The organism is Corynebacterium sp. HMSC072A04 (assembly GCF_001809235.1).
Taxonomy (GTDB): Bacteria; Actinomycetota; Actinomycetes; order Mycobacteriales; family Mycobacteriaceae; genus Corynebacterium; species Corynebacterium hiratae.
Genome location: NZ_KV796809.1, coordinates 73,346 through 94,637, shown reverse-complemented (window position 1 = coordinate 94,637; position 21,292 = coordinate 73,346). Strand labels below are relative to the sequence as shown.

Sequence of the window (21,292 nt, the reverse complement as noted above, 5' to 3'; positions counted from 1 at the left end):
TCACCGGTGAGTAACTGTTCTACGGAGCTAGCCGTGCGATCCCCTGGGATGTGGGCACGGAGTCCGGGGGTTGCCTCGACGCGAAGACTGTCGGTACGAGCGGGAAATGATGCTACCTAAAGAAACCACGCGTCTGGCCCCGTTACGGCTACGAAGCGTGAAGCGAGGGGCTTAGGCGCTGACGGTGGCGTGAGCGTCGCGCGAGCGCAGAGCTACGACGCGCTCAGATTCACTCATGCCACCCCACACGCCGTAGGGCTCGCCGGAGGCCAGGGCATGTTCGCGGCACATTTCGATGACTGGGCAGGTGTGGCAGATCGCCTTGGCGCGGCTTTCGCGCTGAGCGCGGGCGCGCCCGCGCTCGCCGTCCGGGTGGTAGAACACGTCAGAGTTTTCTCCACGGCATGCCCCGTGGAGCTGCCAATCCCAAAAGTCCGCATTCGGCCCGGGGAGCAGGAAGGACTGAGACACGTTCGATTCTCCTTAATCAAAGATAGAGCGCCCGGGTGCGCATCGTGCTGTGGGCAAGCCTTTGCACGGGGTGGCGCCCTGAGCACCGGGGCGAGGTGAGACGAGATAGAAGTGTGTCCTCCTTGGGTAAACGGCGCGTTACGCAATGCTGACATGTAGGTGTAGCAGGCCGAAAACTCTCACTTTTACCCTTGATGACCTGCACCTACATCTAAGATGAACGGTGTATGAACTTTTCTCATAGCCGTCGAAGGGTGGGGAATAGGCCCGTCGTTTCGGGTTTCAACCAAAGGTTGTGACATGATATTCGTGCAGAATATGAACTAATACACCAAGCAGAACAAGCAAGGATGACAGTGGCTACTCAAGCTACAGACGCGAGCGGCTCCTCAGCGGCGTCGAAGCGCGACAGCGATAAGGAATTAGCGGACCTCGTTCCGCTCGCTGTCGACGGTAGCCGCCGCGCCCTACAGCGCATCATGCGCATTATTCACCCGCAGGTCCTGCGCTATTGCCGCGCCCGCATCGGCGGCCACCGTCAGCCCACGGCGGAGGATGTGGCGCAGGAAATCTGCTTGGCGGTGGCGACGTCGATTGGCACGTACAAGGACAAGGGCCGCCCGTTTATGGCCTACGTGTACGGCATCGCTGCCCACAAGGTGACCGACGCCCACCGCGCCCTCAGCCGCGATCAGACACATCCCACGGACGACGTCCCGGAAGACGCCGCTGAGGACGCTACCCCCGAAGAATCCGCTCTGGTCATGGACGGTAGTAACAGAGTGCGGGCCATGCTCGATACGTTAAGTGACAAGGCCCGGGACATTATCATTTTGCGTGTGTTCGTGGGGCTGTCGGCAGAGGAGACCGCAGAAATTGTGGAGTCCACCCCTGGCGCAGTCCGCGTGGCACAGCATCGTGCACTGGCGCAATTGCGCAAATCCCTCGACTCGCACGAGACGCAATGAACCAGCAGTGGGGCTAGCACAAGCTAGCAGTGAGCCATCGGCACTTGGCACCGATAAGTTAAGAATTTCTCTATCAAGGAAGGGAGGACATCGTGGCAAAGAAGGACCAGCCTCAGCAGGGCGTCGCTGAGCAGCTGCAGCCTTTGGTTGATGATGATGCATTCCTCACCACTCTCTCCGAAGGAACGGATCCCTCTGATGGCGGTGATGAGCTGGCAGGGCTCCTGCTGGAGTTGCGCGGGGACGTCGAAAAGCAGATGCCCCCGGCCCCGCTCATCGAAGGCGCGGACGAAGAGCCGGAGGTTATTTCCCTGGATGCGGCACGTCGCCGTCGTCGGGGCAAGCCATTCATCCACGGCCTCATCGGCGCGGCCGCAGCTACGCTGCTGATCGCAGGTAGCGGAGCGGTGGTCGTCAACGCCGGCCCGGGATCGCCGCTTTATGGCGTGAATCAGTCGCTCTTCGGCACGAACAATGAGGATGTGTCCGTAGTGGAGCTCGCTGGAACGCTCGACGAAATGGAAAAGCGTTCCGCACAGGGAGACATGGACGGCACCCGCCAGTTGCTCGAAGAAGCCCGGAAGATGGTGGACCAGGCCAAGCGGGAACGCGAGGCAGAAGCGCCGCGTACGACGAAGCCGCAGACCCGCGCCACGGTGACGCAGACGCAGACCGTGGAAAAGCCCGTTCCAGTGGAAGAGGAGCAGCCGCCGCAGGAGCCGGCAACCGTCACGCAGACCCAGACTGCGGTGTCCACCGTTGTGGTCACGCAGACGGTGTCGGCCGGTAACCCGCTGAACCCTCCAGCGCCTACTTACCCGGAGCCGAGCCAGCCGGGTGGTGGCGAGCAGCCAACGCCTCCGCAGGGCGATAACTCCGACGGGGATGGTACTGGGGATAACGGCCAACTCCCGCCGCCGCAGTTCCAGCAATAAAACGCACAGAACCTCTCCTTCCCACAGCGGGGAGGAGAGGTTCTTTCGTTGTATAAGGCGCGGTACTTAATCCGCGCCAACCGCGCGCGTTAGTAGCGCGAATCCATGCCATCGAGGTAGCCCACCGCATAATCCCACGGGACATAGCGCATGGGGTCCGGCTCCGCGCCCGGCTCGTGGACGGGGGCGAGCTGGCCTGCCAGCGTGGCCTGCATGTTGGAGGCCATGATGTCCCACTCGTAGAAGTGGTTCTCCTCGCAGTCCTCGCAGAAAAAGAAGATGCCGTCGATGCCGCGCGGGCTGAGAACGCGCGCGAACTCTTGGACCATGGCCAGATCGTGGATGACGGCGAGACGGTCCTCCTCGGACAGCGGCTCGACGTGGTCCTCCTCCTCGAGGAAGGAAGCTGGGTCGTTGGGATCGTCCGCGAAAGGATCGCGGGGCATGTTGGCGAAAAAGTTCACGTCTGCGAGCCTATTAACTCCGTGCGCGCATAGCAATTCTCTCTCGACACCGATTCGTCCACCCACGGCTACCACTACGGGGCGTCCACGCACTACAGTGAGGGCTACCGCATAAAACTATCTGGTCAGTTTAGGAGAGCCCCACCCTCATGAGCCACGTCCACACCGGCGGAGACAACCCCGACAAGATTGCACTCTACGGCCTTACTTTTGATGATGTCCTGCTGTTGCCGGCAGAATCCAACGTCGTTCCCTCCGAGGTGGATACCTCGGCGCAGTTCACCCGCAACATTCGCCTCGGCGTGCCGCTGGCATCCGCCGCGATGGACACCGTGACCGAGGCCCGCATGGCCATCGGTATGGCCCGTCAGGGCGGCATTGGCGTCCTGCACCGCAACCTCTCTGCTGAGGATCAGGCGCAGCAGGTGGAAATTGTGAAGCGCTCCGAGTCCGGCATGGTGACCGACCCGGTCACCGCCACCCCGGACATGACTATCGACGAGGTGGACACGCTGTGCGCGCGGTTCCGGATTTCGGGCCTGCCGGTCGTCGATAAGCAGGGCACCCTCGTGGGTATCTGCACCAACCGTGACATGCGCTTCGAGCCGGATTTCTCCCGCAAGGTCTCCGAGATTATGACCCCGATGCCGCTGGTTGTGGCCAAGGAAGGCGTCAGCAAGGAGGAGGCGCTGGCGCTGCTGTCCGCCAACAAGGTGGAGAAGCTGCCCATCGTCAACGATGAGAACAAGCTCGTCGGCCTCATCACCGTCAAGGACTTTGTCAAGACTGAACAGTTCCCCAACGCCTCCAAGGATTCTTCCGGGCGCCTGCTCGTGGCCGCCGGCATTGGCACCGGTGAGGAGTCCTACCAGCGCGCAGGCCAGCTTGTCGACGCCGGCGTAGACGTCCTCGTCGTCGACTCCGCCCACGCCCACAACAACCGCGTGCTGGCGATGGTCTCCCGCGTGCAGAAGGACTTCGGCGACCGCATTGACGTCATCGGCGGCAACCTGGCCACCCGTGAAGCAGCCCGCGACATGATTGAGGCTGGCGCCGACGCCATCAAGGTCGGCATCGGACCGGGCTCCATTTGCACCACGCGCGTCGTGGCGGGCGTCGGTGCCCCGCAGATCACCGCCATCATGGAGGCCGCCGCCGTGGCAGGCCCGGCAGGTGTGCCGGTTATCGGCGATGGCGGTATGCAGTACTCCGGTGACGTCGCCAAGGCCTTGGCAGCCGGCGCCGATGCCGTCATGCTGGGCTCCATGCTGGCCGGCACCACGGAGGCGCCGGGTGACATCGTCGTGGTCCAGGGCAAGCAGTACAAGCGTTACCGTGGAATGGGCTCCATGGGTGCCATGCAGGGCCGCGGCCTGACGGGTGAGAAGCGCTCCTACTCCAAGGACCGTTACTTCCAGGCCGACGTCAAGAGCGAGGACAAGCTAGTGCCGGAGGGCGTCGAGGGACGCGTGCCATTCCGCGGTGATATCGATGCCATCGTCCACCAGATTGTGGGCGGCCTGCGAGCCTCGATGGGCTACACCGGCTCCGCCACCTTGGCTGAGCTCAAGACCAAGCAGTTTGTCCAGATCACCGCTGCGGGCCTCAAGGAGTCTCACCCGCACCACCTTCAGCAGATCGTCGAAGCTCCGAACTACCGCTAAGGACTAACAATGCGCGATTACGTAGAAATCGGCGTCGGCCGCGAGGCACGCCGCACCTATGACCTGAACCAGATCTCCCTGGTGCCGACTCGCCGCACCCGTTCCTCCAAGGATGTGGACACCTCGTGGCACATCGATGCCTACACTTTTGACGTGCCATTCGTCTCGGCGCCGACCGATGCGCTGGCCACTCCCGAGTTCGTTATCGAGATGGGCAAGCAGGGCGGCCTTGGCGTCATCAACGCAGAGGGTCTGTGGGGCCGCCACGAGGATCTGGAGGGCGCGATTGCCCGCGTGACGGAGAACTTCGGCGACCTGTCGACGCTGCAGGAGCTGCACGCAGCACCCCTGAACGAGGAGCTGCTGGCCGAGCGCATCGCACAGGTGCGAGATTCCGGCGTGACCGTCGCTGTGCGCGTGTCCCCGCAGCACGCCCGCGAGCTGGCGCCCGTGGTTATTAAGGCGGGTGCGGAGCTGCTGTTCATCCACGGCACTTTGATTTCCGCCGAGCACGTGCAGACTGGTGGCGAGCCGCTCAACTTGAAGGAGTTCATCGGCTCGCTGGATACCCCGGTGGTGGCCGGTGGCGTGGCGGATTACACCACGGCGCTGCACCTGATGCGCGCGGGTGCTGCGGGCATCATCGTTGGCTCCGGCGTGAACACCAACCCGGAGACCGTCGGCATCGATATCCCCATGGCGACGACCATCGCGGATGTTGCGGCCGCACGCCGCGACTACCTGGATGAGACTGGGGGCCGCTACGTGCACGTGCTTGCCGACGGCGACATCTTCACCTCCGCCGACATCGCCAAGGCCATTGCCTGTGGCGCCGATGGTGTCGTTCTAGGGCCAGTCCTGGCCCGCGCGGCGGAGGCCGGCGGCAAGGGCTGGTACTGGCCGTCCACGGCCGGCCACCCGCGTTTCCCGCGCGGCCTCATCGAGCCGATTGGCGTGGCCGATGCTCTCTTGGGCACCGGCACTTCTGGCGCCGATGCTTTTGACGCCGCTGCTTCTGGCAACGCAGCTTCTGGCACCGCCGAGGATGCCTCAGCGGGTGCGCCGTCGTTGGAGGTTGTGCTCCACGGCCCGTCTAACGAGCCGCTGGGTGAGCTCAACCTGGTTGGCGGGCTGAAGCGCGCCATGGCAAAGTGCGGCTACACGGATCTGAAGTCCTTCCAGAAGGTTGGTCTGGCCGTCCGCTAGCCCGCCCGTTGTAACGCTGCTCCGCTCAACAAAGCCCGGGGCGGAGCTTATTTCACCGCGCTGGCCTCGGTGGCCGTAGCGTCCGAGTCGCTGGCGCGCGGTTTCGGGCGCCACGGCAGCCGGGGCTTCTTCAGGCGGCGTGGGCGCAGTGCCACCTTGCGGAAAACCACGCGCCCGCGCGCCGGCGCCATGGTTTGGAGCACCGAGGCCACCACCACCAGCCCGATAGCTGCCAGCTTGAGCTGAGACACGTTCTGGGAGAGCAGGATCCAGCCAAAGAGCGCGGCGAAAACGGGCTCCAAAGCGATCAAGATGGAAAAGACATTGGGGGCAAGTTTGCGCAGCGCGAGGAATTCCAACGAGTAGGGGATGAGCGAGGCCAGCACGCCCGTGCCCAGAGCGAGCAGCAGCAGGGTGGGATCGCTGGCCAACGTCACCGCCCCGCGCCCACCCACTGGCAGGAGCACGAGGCCGCCGATGAGGAAAGCCATAGCCAAGCCGTCTGCACCGCTAAAGAGCGCGCCGGCCTTCTTGCTGGCCAAGATATAAGCAGCCCACATCGCGCCGGCGCACAGCAGGAAGAACACACCTCGCAGGTCGAGGGGGTCTCCGTTGAAGGAATCCAGGCCCATCAGACCCATGCCGAGAAGGGCGAGGGCGACGCAGGTGGCGTCGCGAAGCGAGCGGGAGAGACACGCCGCCAGCAGCAGCGGGCCGAGGAACTCGATGGTCACGGCAGGCCCCAGCGCAACCAGCTCGATGCCGGAATAGAAGAAGCCATTCATCAGGCCCAGAGTGAGGCCGAAAATGGTGGCAGAGATCCATTTCTCGCGGCTCCATGTGCGCACGCGCGGTCGCGCAATGGCGAGCAGAATCACGGCGGCGAAAAGCAAACGCAGCGAGGCGGTGCCCCAGGGCCCGCCGGTGGGGAAAATTTGGATGGCGAGGCTGGCTCCGAGCTGGAGGGAAATGCACGAGCCAATGACGCATAGAACGGCAAACGGGTTGGTCATGCAGACCATTGTGGGGTGGGAAGAACTGTTAGTCTATCTACAGTTTTTAACACGTACCTGTTAGGGATTCTGTCATGTTGGATCTGCATCGTCTGCGCATTCTCTACGAGCTGCAACGCCTCGGCACCGTCACCGCGGTGGCGGAATCGCTGCGCTATACGCACTCGGCTATCTCCCAACAACTGGCGCAGTGTGAAAAGGATGTAGGCGTGGCGCTGTATGAAAAGGTCGGCCGGCGCGTGCGTTTGACGGAGCAGGGGGAAATCCTTGCGTCTTATGCTGAGCGGATGCTCGCGTTGGCGGATGAGGCGGAGTCGCAGGTCATCGCATCAACCAATGCGGTGCGTGGCACGATTAAGGTCACGACGTTTCAAACCATCATGTCCTCGCTGGTCCCGCGGGCGCTCACGGAGCTGGCCAGGGAGTACCCGGACCTGCGCGTGCAAATCATCCAGCGCGAAGCCGAAGGCGCGATGGAGCTGCTGGCGCGCCGGGAGGTGGACCTCATCCTGGGTGAAGAGTACGAGTCGGACATGCCCGCCACGGATGAGCACACCCACCGGGAGCTGCTTCTCGACGACCCCCTCCGCCTCATCACCCCACTCACCGGACCCTGGAGCGAGTTGCGATTGGAGGATTTTGCAGCGTTCGATGACGAAATCCCTTTTGCCATGGACCCGGAGGAGTTTTTGTTGGGGAGGTTCGTCCACCGGCTGTGCCGCCGGCATGGTTTTAACCCCAGCGTGCTCTATGAACCCCCGGACCCGTTCCTGCACGCGCACCTAGTGCGTACGGGCCACGCGGTGGCGGTGATCTCGGACCTTTTCCTCGAGGAAATTGAAGGCGTGCGTGTGGTTGCCTTGCCTGGTAATCCCACCCGCACGCTCTACACCGCGGTTCGCGCTGGGCGCGAGGGACACCCTGCGCTGCGGGCGTTTCGGGCGGCGTTGAGCAAGGCAGCTGCCACCGCGAAAGATTATGGGCCACTCCCTGCGGTCTAGGGTGCGGGTTCTTGCGTTAAACTGATGACCGTGACTAACCCAAATACAACCCCGCGTCCTGTCCTCGTGGTGGACTTTGGCGCCCAGTACGCGCAGCTCATCGCCCGGCGCGTGCGTGAGGCCAACATCTACTCCGAGGTTGTCCCCAATTCCGCCTCCGTGGAGGACATCAAGGCCAAGAACCCGGCCGCGCTGATCCTTTCCGGTGGCCCGTCTTCCGTATACGCGGACGGCGCCCCTGCGCTGAAGCCGGAGCTGCTCGAGCTCGGCATCCCGGTCTTTGGTATCTGCTACGGCTTCCAGTCCATGACCCAAGCCCTGGGCGGCACCGTGGCCTCCACGGGTGCCCGCGAGTACGGCCGCACGGACATGACCGTGTCCGGCGGCGTGCTGCACAAGGGTCTGGAGGACACCCACAAGGTGTGGATGTCTCACGGCGATTCGGTCACGGAAGCCCCGGAGGGCTTTGAGGTGACCGCTTCCTCCGAAGGCGCTCCCGTGGCAGCCTTCGAGTGCCTGTCCAAGCAGATGGCCGGCGTGCAATACCACCCGGAAGTTCTTCACTCGCCGCACGGCCAGGAGGTGCTCACGCGCTTCCTGACTGAGGTAGCAGGCTTGGAGCAGAACTGGACCGCGGAGAACATCGCGGAGCAGCTCATTAACGATGTGCGCGAGCAGATCGGCGAGGAAGGCCGCGCAATCTGCGGCCTGTCCGGTGGCGTGGATTCCGCCGTGGCCGCAGCCCTCGTGCAGCGCGCAATCGGTGATCGTTTGACCTGTGTCTTCGTCGACCACGGTCTGCTGCGCGCGGGCGAGCGTGAGCAGGTGGAGAAGGACTTCGTGGCGTCGACTGGCGCCAAGCTCATCACCGCTGATGAGCGCGAGGCTTTCCTTTCCAAGCTGGCTGGTGTGACCGAGCCGGAGGCCAAGCGTAAGGCCATCGGTGCGGAGTTCATCCGCTCCTTCGAGCGCGCCGTCGACCAGGCCCTGGACGGCCAGGATGCCGCCTTCCTGGTGCAGGGCACGCTGTACCCGGACGTGGTGGAGTCCGGTGGCGGTGACGGTACCGCGAACATTAAGTCCCACCACAACGTGGGCGGCCTGCCTGACGACGTCGAGTTCGAGCTCGTCGAGCCGCTCCGCCTGCTCTTCAAGGATGAGGTGCGCGCGGTTGGCCGTGAACTGGGCCTGCCGGAGGAAATCGTGGCGCGCCAGCCTTTCCCGGGCCCGGGCCTGGGTATCCGCATCATCGGTGAGGTCACCGAGGAGCGCCTCGAGACGCTGCGTCAGGCGGACCTCATCGCGCGTACCGAGCTGACCAACGCTGGTCTGGACGGCGAGATCTGGCAGTGCCCGGTGGTGCTGCTTGCCGACGTCCGTTCCGTCGGCGTCCAGGGCGACGGCCGCACCTATGGCCACCCGATCGTCCTGCGCCCGGTCTCCTCCGAGGACGCCATGACCGCAGACTGGACCCGCCTGCCGTACGACGTGCTGGAGAAGATCTCCACCCGCATCACCAACGAGGTCAAGGAAGTCAACCGCGTGGTGCTCGACGTAACCTCGAAGCCGCCGGGAACCATCGAGTGGGAGTAAGCGCAGCCGAAAGACACTAGGACACGCACTGTAGTAGTGCAGTGGAGTATCTCAGTGAGATAGCTCGGTGGTAGAAAGCGGGCAGCGAAGCAAACTTCCAGACGCTGTGTAGCGCGGCCGCGCCTTGAATTAACAGGGCGCGGCCGCGTTCCCCGTTTTCGGTCCCCAGCACTCAGCTCCGCGGAATGGGGGCAGATGGCGCGGTGCCAGGCTCCTGCGTACCCTCCAGGGGTGGTCGCGACAGGTGCCAGTCTGCATGGCGTTAGCGTGCCCGTTGCCAGTATCGACGGCGTTAGTACGCACGGCACAAGGACGCATACCTCTATATCGCGCGCGCGAGTAGCCGCACGCTGAGCAAATTTTCTCAGCGAGCGGCTGGTTAAAGCGGCTGTGTGCCGTAGGGCGTCTCCGGCTGGTGGGGCTGCGGAGCGGCAGCTTGCGACCGGTTGGTTCGGCGGAGCGGTGACCCGCGAGCCGCTGAACCATTGAGCCGGCGGGGTGGGGCTTCCACCGTGAGATCAGGGCGAAGTCTACGGACTAAAAGCACTCATGAACTCGGTGGCGGGTCCGGAGGTTCGCCGGAGTTATGCGGTGGCGCGCCGGAGACAGGGGCTGGTGTCCCACGCGGCGTGGAGCGTGGGTCGGGCGGGCCGGATGTCGACGAACCTGACGATGCGCGAGCTGGCCCCGGAGCGGAGCGCGGCGGGTGGGCCGGGCTTTCAATGGGAATCGGCGGGCCGGCCCACGGCGGCAGGTAGTGCACGCGGCCATCGATGCGGTCGAGGCGCCCGCGGCCGGTGGGCTTTTCCGGAGCATCGTCATTGACCGCATTGTGGTAGGCACACAGTGGCACCAAGTTGGCCATGTTTGTCGGCCCGCCGTCTTGGAAGCGGGTGAGGTGGTGGATCTGGGAGTCGTCGGCAGGCGCGTTGCACCCGGGCCACGCGCACGTCGGGTGCTCCGCAGACAGCGCGAGGCGCTGCTTTAAGTTGGCAAAGCGGCTCGCCATGTACAGGTTCACGGGGCCGTGGTGGGGATGGACGAGGGTGATGAGGCCGACGTCGGCAAGCTTTTCGCGCACGAACTCCGCCCCCGTCATCGTGGCCCCATTGGTCAGCTGCAGTTCAATCTCCTCGCCATCGCCGTCGACGATGCGGTCGAGTTCATCCAAGCGCACGATGACGTTGGACTGCAGCTTCTGGCCGGAGCCACCCCCGCCGCGGAACACGGTATGCGCCGCGGTGAGCAAGTCCTTGTCGGTGGTCTTAAGCACGGCCAGCAATTTGGAAATATTGAGCGAGGAATCCGTAATGCTCAGCGTGTGGTTGCGGCCCGCGCGCCGCGTCACTCGCACGCCTGGGGCGGGGTCCTTGGGCGGGCGCCACTCTTTGAGCTTTGCCTTCGCCACCATGGGGATTTTCTCCCGCGGGGTGGCAGCTAGTAGCTGGCGCAGCTCCCAGGCCCTGCGGGCTTTGAGCTTGGAACAATAGCGCTCGATATCGAGGAGCGTGAACACGTCGTGGCCCGTGCGGCGGGCCTTGCGCTGCCGGGAGCGGAACATCGTGTCCCCGAAATACACCGCGTGCAGCCCTAGGAGCTTCTCCGCGAAATCCGGCCGCGCACCCATCTCAACCAGCTGAGCGCGTGTGACACCGGCGCATTGCTCGACCACGTCGAGCCCGCGCGCTAGTGCTTGAATGTAACCCCCCCAGTTGCATAGCCCACAGCCTAAACCAGGCCGGGGAACCTCGCTACTTGAGCGCAGAAATCGCAGCGCAGAGCTTATCGACGTCCCTCTCTTCCGTCGACCACGCCGTACAGAATCGCACCACGCGCAGGCCTTCGTGTTCTTCGAAGAACTGGCACACGAAGTCTTGCGAGAGCTTCTCTTCCTGCTCGCGGGTCAACAGCGCGAATTGCTGGTTGGTGGGGGAGTCAAAGAGCATGTCGATGCCTGCGGCACGAAATGCCTCGGCGATGCGCTGGGCTTGGGCATTGGCGCGGGCGCAGATCTGCTCGTAGAGGGTCGTTGCTGCGTCGGCGGAGGCAGTAGGAGGGGCGCTGAAGAGGGCGGCGAATTGCGCACCGAGCAACCAGCCCTTGGCCAGCAGGCCACCGTTTTGCTTCATCGCATTGCGAAAGCGCGGCGCACCCGCGGGGAAGACGATGGCTTCGCCGAAGAGGGCGCCGCATTTGGTGCCGCCGATGGTGAAGACGTCGACAAGCGCGGCCAGGTCCGGCAGGGTGATATCCGAGGCGGACAGGCCGTAGCCGAGGCGGGCGCCGTCGACAAACAGGCCCAGATCGTACTCGTCGCAGACCTCGCGCAGGGCCACGAGTTCGGCGCGGGAGTAGGCGGTGCCGAACTCGGTGGGCTGCGTGATGTAGACCAGTGCGGGCTCCGGCATGTGCTCTTCCACCCCGGAGGCGCGGTACTCATCCATGCAGGCGCGAACCTGCGCGGCGGTGATTTTTCCCAGCTGGTTCGGCAACGTGATGACCTTGTGCCCGGTGTGCTCGATGGCGCCCGTCTCATGGGTGGCGATGTGCCCGCTATCCGCCGCGATAACGCCTTCCCAGGGGCGCAGGCGGTGGGCGATGATGGTGGCGTTGGCCTGCGTGCCACCGACCATGAAATGCACCTCAGCGTTCGACGCCTGGCAGGCAGTGCGGATGCGCTCAGCGGCCGTGGCACACAGCTCGTCGGCGCCATAGCCGGCATAAGCCCCGCCCGCCCCCGCGATGGCATCAAGGACGCGGGGGTGGGCTGAGCGGTGGTAATCGTTGCCGAAGTGAATCATGGGTGGCCAGTTTAGCCGGTGACGGTGAGCTCGCCGATGCCTTGGTCGATGCGGATATCTAGCAGCGCATCATCGTCATGGCGGTTGGTGCAGTTGCTTTCTCCTAAGCCGCTGTCACAGGTGAGTGATACAGGGACGTCCTTCGGGAGGATGACCTCGACGCTGCCGATGCCGACGTCGATGGTGACATCGTGCTTTTCCTTGAGGTCTTCGATTTGGCTCAAGTCCACCGTTGAGGTGCCAATACCTAGGTCATAGTATTCCTGGAGCTCATCTTCATGGGTGGGCGCGATGTGCTGAGAACCGACATTGAAGCGGGCGCTGAAGCCGGATTCTTCGTCGGCCTCGATGACGAAGGTGACTCCAAAGAAGGCAATCGCCAGGGCAGCCCCCACAGCGCCGAGAGCAATCGCGGCCTCAGCCCACTGCGAACCGCGCTTCTTTTTCGGTTCTTCCCGCGGGCCCGGCTCCGGCAGGTCCCAGGCATCGGGCACCACGCCGAGTGGATCCCAGGACGGCGGGGTCGTACGCCCCGGTGGGAAGGGGTGGCCGTCTGCTGGGGTATAAGGGTTGAGGTTGACCGGTTCCTCGCGCACCGGCTGTTCGGCAGCCAACAGCCCGCTGGGCGGTAGCGGTTCGCGTTGGTGAAGGGCGTACCACGCCAGCGCCAACAGGCCGAAGGTCAGCGCAGCGGGCGGAAGGCCGGCGAGGAATTGTCCGCTGAGGAACAGCGGGCCGGAGCCAAACGTCAGAAGGACGCCGATAATCAGCACCCAGCCGAGCTCTTGTTCCTCCTTGACGCCATCCTTGCCCATGGCCGCATCGAGCGGGCAGTAGGGCGAACCGAAGCGCGGCATGAGCGCCCACGCGAGGAGGTAGGCGGCGATGCCGCCGCCGAAGGCGAGTGCTGCGACCACGAAGGCCACGCGCACAATCGTGGGGTCAAGCTGGTAGCGCACCGCGATGCCTTCGCAGACACCAGCGATGTGCGCGTCACCGCCCTGTTTCTTGGGAAGGCGGACGGGGCGGGTCGTCCACATCTGGTTGAGTGTGCTGTTCTTCGTCATGCTTTTATGGTGCCGCGTGGGGCCTCGCGGCGGTATCGGTAATCGCCCTGATTTTTTGACCTCAGGGTTGTCCCTGATGTGCCCGAGGGGTGGCGCGTGGGACTATGGCTAGTATGACTTCGCCCTATGTGCCCGCAGAAAACGCGGCGCCCTATCCCGTGATGTCGCGTCCCCAATCTGGCCGCGTGGTCGCCGGCGTGGCGGCGGGGCTGGCGCAGAATCTGGGGGTTTCGGCGCTCTCCGTGCGCATCGCCTTGACCGCGTTGACCCTGCTGGGTGGGGTGGGGGCGATGGCCTATGCCGGGCTGTGGATTTTCACGCCCGCGCTTGACGACGCCCCCTCCACCCGCCGCAGCCCCCTCTCCCTCGTGCTGGTGTTCCTGGCGCTGGCGGGTAGTGCGGTGGGTGTGTTGGGGGTTTCGGGGGCGTCGCTAAGCGTGGCGGTGCCATTGGCGGTGGTGGCCATCGGCGCGGTGCTGGCGTGGTTGGCGTATGACCGCGGGCTGAACACGCCGGTGGGCCTGGTTGCTGTGGCGGCCGGTGCCGTCCTGGTCATCGGTGGCGTCGTGGTGGCGGCGGTGACGTGGGAGAGCGGATCGGGTTCGGCGATCCTGGCCACGGCGCTGACGCTGGTGGGCTTTGGCGCGCTGGTGGTGCCGCTGGTGCTGAAGCTCTGGCGCTCGCTATCTCAGGAACAGGCGGCGAAGGCGGTTTCGGAGGAGCGCGCCGAGATTGCCGCCCGCCTGCACGATTCGGTGCTGCAGACGCTGGCGCTGATTCAGAAGCGGGCGGGGGATTCGCGCGAGGTGACGCGTTTGGCGCGCGCCCAAGAACGCGAGCTGCGCGCCTGGCTTTTCGATGCCCCCTCCGCCGCCCCCACCACCTGTTTCGGTGCCCTCGAATCGGCGTGCGGGGAGGTGGAAGATCTCTTCGACATGCGGGTATCTGCTGTGACGGTGGGTGAGGACATGGAGCTGACGGAGTCCGCGAAGCTGCTTATCCAGGCCGCGCGTGAGGCCATGGTGAATGCCGGCAAGCATGCGGGTGTGGACGCGGTGGATGTTTATGCGGAGTTGTTGGCGGGCGAGCTGAGTATCTTTGTGCGCGACCGCGGGGTGGGTTTCGACGTGGAGGATATTCCCGCTGATAGGCACGGGATTCGTGACAGTATTCGCGCGCGCGTAGAAGGATCTGGTGGGCGCGTGCGGATTTCCTCGACCCCGGGGGAGGGCACCGAGGTGGAGCTCGCGGTAGCGTTATGAGCATGGTGAAGGTCTTTTTGGTTGATGATCACTCCGTCTTTCGCGCGGGCGTTCGCGCGGAGCTGGCGGCGTCCTCGGAGATTGAGATCGTGGGCGATGCCGGGACCGTTGCGGAGGCGCTGGAGGGCATTGCGCGTACCTCCCCGGACGTGGTGCTTCTCGACGTCCACATGCCCGACGGCGGTGGCCTCGCCGTTATTAACGCGACGGCTAATCAGCCGGCGCGGCCGGTGTTTTTGGCGCTGAGCGTGTCGGATGCGGCGGAGGACGTGATTGCGCTGATTCGGGCGGGCGCGCGCGGGTATGTGACGAAGAATATTTCCGGCCCGGATCTGGCCGAGGCGGTGGTGCAGGTCAATAGCGGGGATGCGTATTTCTCGCCGCGCCTGGCGGGTTTTGTCCTCGACGCTTTTGCCTCCGGTTCGCCCGCGCCGGAGCCGGAGGAGGGGCAGGACCCAGCGGTGGATGCGCTCACGCGGCGCGAGCTAGAGGTCTTGCGGTTGCTTGCGCGCGGCTACACATACCGCGAGATTGGCAAGCAGCTGTTCATTTCGGTGAAGACGGTGGAAACACACGCCTCCAATATTTTGCGCAAGACCCAGCAGTCCAACCGCCATCAGCTCACGCGCTGGGCCACCTCGCGCGACCTGGCTTAAACAGCCTGGCCTAGGCGGGTTGGGTTTAGGCAGGGGGTGCGTAGGCGAGCTTGCGGGAGCCGTCGACGTGGGGGAAGAGGAGGAAGGCCGCGCCTGAAACGAGTACCCACACCAGTGCGCTGCCCCAGGCAGGCAGCGCGAGGAGTGGGGAGAACATGACCATCAACCACAGCACCATAAGCGGGATGAGCTGTGCCGCGTTGGGCAGCATGGTGACGTTGTGGCGCTGGGCATAATCACGCAGGTCCGCGCGGTAGGGGTGTAGGAGTACGAGCGCGCAGGCCGCGAGGAGGAAGAGCAGGCTGAGCCCCAGCGCGAGACCGAAGTGGATGCGGCTGGTACCCACCGCCACGGCGGCACCAGCCAACAGTGAGGAACCGAGTCGCACCCACAGCGGGGTGGGGATTGGGGTGGTGTGCGCGCGGAGGGGATTCATGGCGCCTAACGCTACCAGCGCAATTGCGCGCGTCCGGAGAGAGGTTCATAATAGGATCCATGAATCAAACAGGTGTTCGTGTGGTGGGCGGATCGCAGGCCGAGCAAATTGCGGTCCTGCGCGCCCAGATTCAACGCCTGGAAACCCCGGATGTTGCTGCGCAGGTGCAGCCGGAGGTGGAGCTTCTCGGCGTCCCCGAAGGGCTATCTGAGCTGCTCCCGGGCGGTGGCCTTCCCCGCAAGCGAGCAACCGTCTGTGCGGAATGTGCCGCTCTCGTGGTGGAGCTGATATCCCATGTTAGCGCGGCGGGCGGACACGTTGCGGTGGTGGGTTGGCCCGATCTCTCACTCGCACAGGTGGTTGAGGATGGAGATATCTCCCGGGTCATCGCGGTGCCCGAACCGGGCGCGGAGCCCTGGGCGGTGACCGGCGTGCTGTGTGAGGGGCTGGACCTGGTGGTGCACAAAGGCACAGGCGAGCTGAGCCCCACCCGGGCGCGCCCCGTGCTGGCGAAGGTGCGGGCAGGGCAGGCGGCCCTGCTCACCGTGGGAACCCGGCTGCCAGGAACGGCGATGGAGATAGGTGCGGAGGTCGTTGCGGTACATGGCTTAGGCCGGGGCAGCGGGCGTATTCGGGGAGTTGATATAGGGGTGCGGGTGGCGTCGGCAAGCATGCGCCCGCGCCGTGGAGTGCTCACGTGCGGGCAGCGGCCGGACGCGCGCCCGCACTTGGAGGTCGTGTGAGGGTCGCGGCGCTGTGGTTCCCGGATTGGCCTATCCAGGCGCTGCAGGACGCCGACAGGATGGCGTGCGCTATCGCCGCCCAGCACCGCGTGGCGGTCTGCAACGCAGCAGCGCGCCGGGCGGGGGTGCGCCGCGGGATGCGGGTGCGCCAAGCCCAAGCTCTCCTACCGGAGCTGCGTGTGGAGGAGGTCAACCCGGACCGGGACGGGGTGGTGTTCGCGGAGATTGCCGCGGGGCTGGATGCGGTGGCCTCCTCGGTGGAGGTGCTGCGTCCGGGCCTGGTCATCGTGGACGCGGGCGCGGCCGGGCGTTTCCACGGCAGCGAGGCAAAAGCAGTGGAGATGCTTGTCGACGCCACCGCCAGATCCCACCTCGACGCCACCGTCGGCGTCGCCGATGAGATTGCTACCGCGCTGATTGCCGCGCGCCACCACAACCTGGGCGCGGTAGTCCCGGCAGGCGGCTCGCGCGACTTTCTGGCTCAGCAGCCGGTGGGAGTATTGGCCGCGGAAGTGGCGCTGGGGTGTGCGGCGGACGTGGTGCATGCCTTGGAGCAGCTGGGCGTGCGCACGTTAGGGGAGCTGGCGAGTTTGCCGCTGCGCCAAGTCACCACCCGTTTCGGCGAGGCTGGACGGCGGTGCCACGCGGTGGCCGCGGCCGCACCGGATCGGCGCGTGGCGCCGGAGCTTGCGTGCCCTGACTTAGGCGTGGAGCAGGACTTCGAAGAACCCTTAGAGCGCGTGGACGCTGCGGCCTTCGCCGCGCGCCAGCTCGCGGCGCGCCTGCATGTGGTGCTCGATGAGGCCGGCGTGGTGTGTCTGCGGCTGCGCGTTGCTGCGGAGTTCGAGGGCGGCGAGCGTTTGGAGCGGATCTGGCGTACCCAGGAAGCGCTCAGCGAGGCCGCCACGGCGGACCGCGTGCGCTGGCAGCTCGATGGCTGGCTGAGTGCTGCGTGGGCGGGGAGTGCGCCGGGTGAGGGAGGAGGCGTCGTCAAGCTGGCGTTGGAGCCGGTGGAGGTCGCCCCGCCGGGGGATGGACTCCTGTGGGGCGCAGGCGAATCCGCGGAGCAGGCCAAGCGTGTCATCGCGCGGGTGCAATCCCAGCTGGGGGTGGACCGCGTGCTGCAGCCTCGCCCGGCGGGCGGGCGTGGGGTGGCCGAGCGCATCGAGTACGTCCCCTATGGCGAGCAGCGCGATCCGCAGCCGGAGGGCACCTGGCCGGGGCGCATCCCGGCGCCGCTCCCGGCGAGCCTGGCGCACCCGGCCGCGCGGATTCGGCTTATCGACGTCTCCTCGAAGGAGGTCATCGTCACCGCCGAGGCCCTCCTTTCCGGGGAGCCGGCGGGTCTGGGATGGGGGCGCCACCGCTACCGGGTGACCGGTTGGGCCGGCCCGTGGCCCGTAGACACCGGGTGGTGGGAGGCGGGTGCGGCGCAGCGCTGCGCGCGCCTGCAAGTCGTCGGAGAAAACGAGAAAGGCCAGCGCGCCTGGCTCCTCGTGTGGGCAGGCGGGCGCTGGTCTGTGGAGGCAACCTATGCCTGAACGGCTTAATTCAAGATGTCGATGACCAGGCGCGTCGGCCCCCTGAGCACCTGGACCGAGTACGGGTGGCGTTCATTAAGCCCGATAACGAACTGCGAGCGAGCCTCGAAGGTACCGCCGCTGACTACCTGGGTAACTAGGCCGCCGGCGCCGTTTACGGTGCCGATATTCGGGTCTTCCATATCGAGCTGGAAGGGATAAGCAGTGCCGTCGATGCTGACGTCGAGCGCGGTGGAACCCTTGAAAGGAATCGGGTTGCCGGAGCCCTGCTGGGCGGGGGCATCGGTGTAATCAATGAACCAGCCCGGTGAACCGTTCCCGACGAATTCGAAGACCACGCGGTCAAAACCTTCATGCTTGCCCACGCGGACATCGGTCACCACCAGCTCCGAGGGGGCCGGTGGGCGGAGGGTTTTCATCTCCATGTTGGCGTCGCCCAGCGGGGTCAGCCCAGCCGGTGCGGCGGGGGAGGGGGCAGCAGGAGTGACTGTGGCAGTGGAGGTGGAGGCGCCGGACAAGGTAGCGTCGAGAGTCCTCGTGGGGCCGTCGGTACCGCCGTCCGAGGAGGAAGACGGAGCGCATCCCTGAAGCACGAGCGCACCCGAGACAACGAGTGCGGCCACGGGGGCGGCTGTGCGCAAGAGATTGTGTTTCGGCATAACTCCGAGGGTAGCGGTACCGCGAGACATTCTATGCATTGAAGTAAACATCGTAACCACATTGTTGTGAAAGGAGTGATGCCAGTTAAGATGGCGCCATGACCTTCTGCTCCGATGTCCAGGTCGAGCCCCTGGCTGGTACCGCTAAACAAGAATCTGTTTATGTCCTTTTTGAGTGGCCTACGGCCTGGTCTCGCGACGTGCTGGATGGTCGTACTTTTGGCCCAGGCCTCACCGAGAAGCTCAAGGCCAAGCTCAAAGGCGTGGCGGGCCTGCAGCTCATTCGCCGCCCCGGGCGCGCCGGGCACGAGCGGGGGACGGGGCACTTCCGTTGTTTCGTCGTGTGGGCACGCGAGGGGTTAGTGCAGGATTACGTCCTGAACGGCCCGGAGGACATCCTCGATCTGGATCTGGAGCACCCCACCGGCACGTGCCTGCCGCTGGTGCTCGTGTGCACCCACGCCAAGCGCGATGCCTGCTGCGCAATCAAGGGCCGCCCGCTTGCTGCCTCCCTGGCATGCGAATTTGAGGAGACCGTGTGGGAAACCTCCCACACCAAGGGGCACCGCTTCGCGCCGTCGGTGCTGCTGATGCCGTGGGGCTATTCCTTTGGCCGCCTCAACGTGGAAGCTGGCCGCGAGCTCGTGGGCAAGGCGCTGCACGGCGAGTATTTCTATCCCGCTAACCGCGGTTCCGGCCTCACCACGCCCCAAGGGCAGGTGGCGGAGCTTGCGGTGGCGCGCCAGCTTCTCGACGCCTCCGAGACCCTCCACTACGGCGACCTCACCGTCGACGCGACAGATACCACAGCGGCAGGTACTGCCGCTGTGCGCCACCGCGATGGCCGCGCATGGGACGTAGAACTCGAAGAAAAAGAGGCCTCCGGCGTCGTCTCTTCTTGTGGAGACGAGCCGAAGACCTCTCGTTTCTATGCCGCGCGCCGCGTCCGTATCCTACGCGCCGCGTCGCAGGACGCGGCGCGCGGTTAGCGGCGCATAATCTTGGCCGAGAGCCAGTTGCCAAAGAACTGCGCTGCCTGCACCAGCACGATGATGATAAGCGTAGCCACCACGGTGACCTCCCACTCGAAGGCGCGGTAGCCGTAGACGATGGCGAAGTCACCCAAGCCACCGCCGCCGACGTAGCCGGCCATCGCGGACATGTCGACGATGCCGATGAACAGGAAGGTGTAGCCCAGCACCAGCGGGCCCAGCGCCTCCGGAATGATGACCGTGGTGATGATCTTCCACGGCGAAGCGCCCATCGCGCGGGCTGCTTCAATCACGCCCGGGTCCAGCGCCACGAGATTCTGCTCCACGATGCGCGCCACCGCGAACGTGGCCGCAATAACCATGACGAACGTGGCCGGTTCACGGCCGATAGAGCTGCCCAGCACCGCCACCGTCAGCGGCTGGACAAAGGCCAGCAAGATGATGAAGGGAATCGGGCGAACAAAGTTCACCAGGATGTTGATGATGAAGTAGATGGGCTTGTTCTGCAGGATGCCGCCCGGGCGGGTGGTGTAGAGCAGGATGCCGAGAACCAAGCCGATGATGCCGGCGATCACCAGGGTGGTGGCGACCATGATGAGGGTGTCCTTGACGGCGTCGACAAGCGTGCCGCCCAGTCGATCCCAATTGGCCTGCGCGAGGTAGGTGACGTTCATCGTTGGATCTCCTCAATCTCGGTGGTGCGTTGCATGTGTGCGTAGAAGTCTTCGATGGCGGCGTCCGGGCCGTTGAGGCGGACGGTGATCTTGCCAAAGGAGTGCTTTTGCAAGGTGGTGATACCGCCGTGGACCACGGCGATGGACACGCCCTCGTCCGCGAGTTTGCCCGCGGCATCGAAGAAGCCGGACTTCTCCGTCAGGTTGATGGTGAACAGGCGGCCCTCGTGGGCCAAGAGGTCATCGGCCTCGACGACGTCCGGGGTGTTACGCAGGGACGTCGCTACGAATTTCTCCGCCACCTTGGTTCGAGGATTGGAGAAGACCTCATAGACACTGCCGGACTCAATAACGTGGCCGCCTTCCATAACGGCGACCTTGTCTGCGATGGAGCGCACGACGTCCATCTCGTGAGTAATGACCACGATGGTAATGCCGAAATCGCGGTTGACCTTGCGCAGCAGGTCAAGAACCTCATGGGTGGTGGTGGGGTCGAGCGCTGAGGTGGCTTCATCCGCCAGCAGCAGGGAAGGGTTATTCGCCAAAGCGCGGGCGATACCGACGCGCTGTTTCTGGCCACCGGAGAGCTGCTCCGGGTAGTTATTGCCCTTGTCCGCCAGTCCGACGAATTCCAAAAGCTCCTGAACGCGCTTCTTACGCTCCTGCTTCTCGACGCCCTGCAGCTTCAACGGGTACTCAATATTGCCCGCCGCGGTGCGCGAGGACATGAGGTTGAACTGCTGGAAAATCATGCCGATGTTGCGGCGCAGACCGCGCAGCTGCTTTTCGGGCATGCCGACGACATCGGTGCCGTCGAGAAGCAGCTCTCCCGACGTTGGGGTATCGAGGCCGTTGATCATGCGCACCAGCGTGGACTTGCCGGCACCCGAGAAGCCGATGATGCCGACAATCTCGCCGGACTCGACGGTCAGGGAGACGTTATCGAGTGCTTTCGTAGTGGTCTTTTTGTTTGTGAAGACTTTGGTGATGTTGCGGAACTCAATCCGGGTGCCTCGAGGGGCGCCAGTGTGGTCAATCACGTGAGGTGTCCTTGTGGGGGTTATGTGAATCGTGTGTAACGGCCAAATCCCCCGGCCACACACTGAAGCGTGAACTCGGGGGGGGGGGGGGGGGGGGGGGGGGGGG

At 64.8% G+C, this 21,292-nt stretch carries 21 protein-coding genes; 11 read left to right on the top strand and 10 right to left on the bottom strand.

Annotation, left to right across the window (positions count from 1 at the left end):
* Positions 1 to 171: 171 nt before the first annotated feature.
* Positions 172 to 471, bottom strand: coding sequence for a WhiB family transcriptional regulator (locus HMPREF2565_RS11155; protein WP_046648418.1), 300 nt, complete (start codon positions 469 to 471; stop codon positions 172 to 174).
* A 350-nt stretch (positions 472 to 821) separates the two neighbouring features.
* Here HMPREF2565_RS11155 and HMPREF2565_RS11150 point away from each other — a divergent pair, with 350 nt between their 5' ends.
* A complete protein-coding gene (locus tag HMPREF2565_RS11150) occupies positions 822 to 1,439 on the top strand; it encodes a sigma-70 family RNA polymerase sigma factor (protein WP_070545939.1) in 618 nt (205 codons plus the stop codon).
* Positions 1,440 to 1,531: 92 nt separating this feature from the next.
* Positions 1,532 to 2,374 carry a hypothetical protein gene (locus HMPREF2565_RS11145; RefSeq protein WP_071407377.1) on the top strand — a complete coding sequence of 281 codons (843 nt, stop codon included), beginning with the start codon at positions 1,532 to 1,534 and terminating at the stop codon, positions 2,372 to 2,374.
* Between the two features lie 89 nt (positions 2,375 to 2,463).
* On the opposite strand, the gene HMPREF2565_RS11140 is transcribed toward HMPREF2565_RS11145, so the two are convergent.
* Positions 2,464 to 2,838 (bottom strand): DUF5319 domain-containing protein, encoded by a 375-nt coding sequence (locus HMPREF2565_RS11140; protein ID WP_046648414.1) that lies wholly within the window; start codon positions 2,836 to 2,838, stop codon positions 2,464 to 2,466.
* Positions 2,839 to 2,987: 149 nt separating this feature from the next.
* Between HMPREF2565_RS11140 and guaB the strand changes: the two genes are divergently transcribed.
* Entirely contained in the window at positions 2,988 to 4,502 is a 1,515-nt protein-coding gene (gene guaB / locus HMPREF2565_RS11135) for an IMP dehydrogenase (protein ID WP_071407376.1), read from the top strand.
* A gap of 9 nt (positions 4,503 to 4,511) precedes the next feature.
* Positions 4,512 to 5,708, top strand: a complete 1,197-nt coding sequence (locus HMPREF2565_RS11130; protein WP_070511368.1) for a GuaB3 family IMP dehydrogenase-related protein — start codon at positions 4,512 to 4,514, stop codon at positions 5,706 to 5,708.
* Positions 5,709 to 5,755: 47 nt separating this feature from the next.
* Here the strand turns inward: HMPREF2565_RS11130 and HMPREF2565_RS11125 are convergent, their stop codons facing one another.
* Positions 5,756 to 6,721, bottom strand: coding sequence for an EamA family transporter (locus HMPREF2565_RS11125; protein ID WP_168162666.1), 966 nt, complete (start codon positions 6,719 to 6,721; stop codon positions 5,756 to 5,758).
* Positions 6,722 to 6,795: 74 nt separating this feature from the next.
* Here HMPREF2565_RS11125 and HMPREF2565_RS11120 point away from each other — a divergent pair, with 74 nt between their 5' ends.
* Together HMPREF2565_RS11120 and guaA are read left to right on the top strand one after the other, a co-directional pair.
* Positions 6,796 to 7,722 (top strand): LysR family transcriptional regulator, encoded by a 927-nt coding sequence (locus tag HMPREF2565_RS11120; protein WP_071407375.1) that lies wholly within the window; start codon positions 6,796 to 6,798, stop codon positions 7,720 to 7,722.
* A 24-nt stretch (positions 7,723 to 7,746) separates the two neighbouring features.
* Positions 7,747 to 9,315, top strand: a complete 1,569-nt coding sequence (gene guaA / locus HMPREF2565_RS11115; protein WP_046648408.1) for a glutamine-hydrolyzing GMP synthase — start codon at positions 7,747 to 7,749, stop codon at positions 9,313 to 9,315.
* Positions 9,316 to 9,862: 547 nt separating this feature from the next.
* On the opposite strand, the gene HMPREF2565_RS11110 is transcribed toward guaA, so the two are convergent.
* The 3 genes from HMPREF2565_RS11110 to HMPREF2565_RS11100 form a co-directional block, all read right to left on the bottom strand.
* On the bottom strand, positions 9,863 to 10,987 hold the full coding sequence (locus HMPREF2565_RS11110; RefSeq protein WP_246819150.1) for an HNH endonuclease signature motif containing protein: 1,125 nt from the start codon (positions 10,985 to 10,987) through the stop codon (positions 9,863 to 9,865).
* 79 nt (positions 10,988 to 11,066) lie between these two features.
* A complete protein-coding gene (locus tag HMPREF2565_RS11105; RefSeq protein ID WP_071407373.1) occupies positions 11,067 to 12,116 on the bottom strand; it encodes a threonine aldolase family protein in 1,050 nt (349 codons plus the stop codon).
* Positions 12,117 to 12,127: 11 nt separating this feature from the next.
* On the bottom strand, positions 12,128 to 13,183 hold the full coding sequence (locus tag HMPREF2565_RS11100; RefSeq protein ID WP_070680524.1) for a PspC domain-containing protein: 1,056 nt from the start codon (positions 13,181 to 13,183) through the stop codon (positions 12,128 to 12,130).
* Positions 13,184 to 13,296: 113 nt separating this feature from the next.
* Here HMPREF2565_RS11100 and HMPREF2565_RS11095 point away from each other — a divergent pair, with 113 nt between their 5' ends.
* Both HMPREF2565_RS11095 and HMPREF2565_RS11090 read left to right on the top strand, forming a co-directional pair.
* The gene (locus tag HMPREF2565_RS11095) at positions 13,297 to 14,445 is read left to right on the top strand and encodes an ATP-binding protein (RefSeq protein WP_210384387.1); all 1,149 of its coding nucleotides are present in this window, start codon (positions 13,297 to 13,299) and stop codon (positions 14,443 to 14,445) included.
* A 2-nt stretch (positions 14,446 to 14,447) separates the two neighbouring features.
* Positions 14,448 to 15,101, top strand: coding sequence for a response regulator (locus HMPREF2565_RS11090; protein ID WP_070545957.1), 654 nt, complete (start codon positions 14,448 to 14,450; stop codon positions 15,099 to 15,101).
* 25 nt (positions 15,102 to 15,126) lie between these two features.
* Here HMPREF2565_RS11090 and HMPREF2565_RS11085 read toward each other — a convergent pair whose 3' ends face one another.
* Positions 15,127 to 15,537, bottom strand: coding sequence for a hypothetical protein (locus tag HMPREF2565_RS11085; RefSeq protein WP_070545959.1), 411 nt, complete (start codon positions 15,535 to 15,537; stop codon positions 15,127 to 15,129).
* A gap of 59 nt (positions 15,538 to 15,596) precedes the next feature.
* On the opposite strand from HMPREF2565_RS11085, the gene HMPREF2565_RS11080 reads away from it, so the two are divergent.
* Both HMPREF2565_RS11080 and HMPREF2565_RS11075 read left to right on the top strand, forming a co-directional pair.
* Positions 15,597 to 16,280, top strand: coding sequence for a hypothetical protein (locus HMPREF2565_RS11080; RefSeq protein WP_070545961.1), 684 nt, complete (start codon positions 15,597 to 15,599; stop codon positions 16,278 to 16,280).
* Positions 16,277 to 17,821, top strand: a complete 1,545-nt coding sequence (locus tag HMPREF2565_RS11075; RefSeq protein WP_070545963.1) for a DNA polymerase Y family protein — start codon at positions 16,277 to 16,279, stop codon at positions 17,819 to 17,821. Before HMPREF2565_RS11080 ends, HMPREF2565_RS11075 begins: the two co-directional genes overlap by 4 nt.
* Before the next feature lie 5 nt (positions 17,822 to 17,826).
* On the opposite strand, the gene HMPREF2565_RS11070 is transcribed toward HMPREF2565_RS11075, so the two are convergent.
* Positions 17,827 to 18,480: an AMIN-like domain-containing (lipo)protein gene (locus HMPREF2565_RS11070; protein WP_083295510.1), complete on the bottom strand. Its 654-nt coding sequence runs from the start codon at positions 18,478 to 18,480 to the stop codon at positions 17,827 to 17,829.
* 98 nt (positions 18,481 to 18,578) lie between these two features.
* On the opposite strand from HMPREF2565_RS11070, the gene HMPREF2565_RS11065 reads away from it, so the two are divergent.
* Positions 18,579 to 19,469: a sucrase ferredoxin gene (locus tag HMPREF2565_RS11065; protein WP_071407372.1), complete on the top strand. Its 891-nt coding sequence runs from the start codon at positions 18,579 to 18,581 to the stop codon at positions 19,467 to 19,469.
* Here the strand turns inward: HMPREF2565_RS11065 and HMPREF2565_RS11060 are convergent.
* On the bottom strand, positions 19,466 to 20,146 hold the full coding sequence (locus tag HMPREF2565_RS11060) for a methionine ABC transporter permease (RefSeq protein WP_046648398.1): 681 nt from the start codon (positions 20,144 to 20,146) through the stop codon (positions 19,466 to 19,468). The genes HMPREF2565_RS11065 and HMPREF2565_RS11060 overlap by 4 nt on opposite strands.
* Positions 20,143 to 21,183, bottom strand: a complete 1,041-nt coding sequence (locus tag HMPREF2565_RS11055; protein ID WP_371441019.1) for a methionine ABC transporter ATP-binding protein — start codon at positions 21,181 to 21,183, stop codon at positions 20,143 to 20,145. Before HMPREF2565_RS11055 ends, HMPREF2565_RS11060 begins: the two co-directional genes overlap by 4 nt.
* Positions 21,184 to 21,292: the final 109 nt, after the last annotated feature.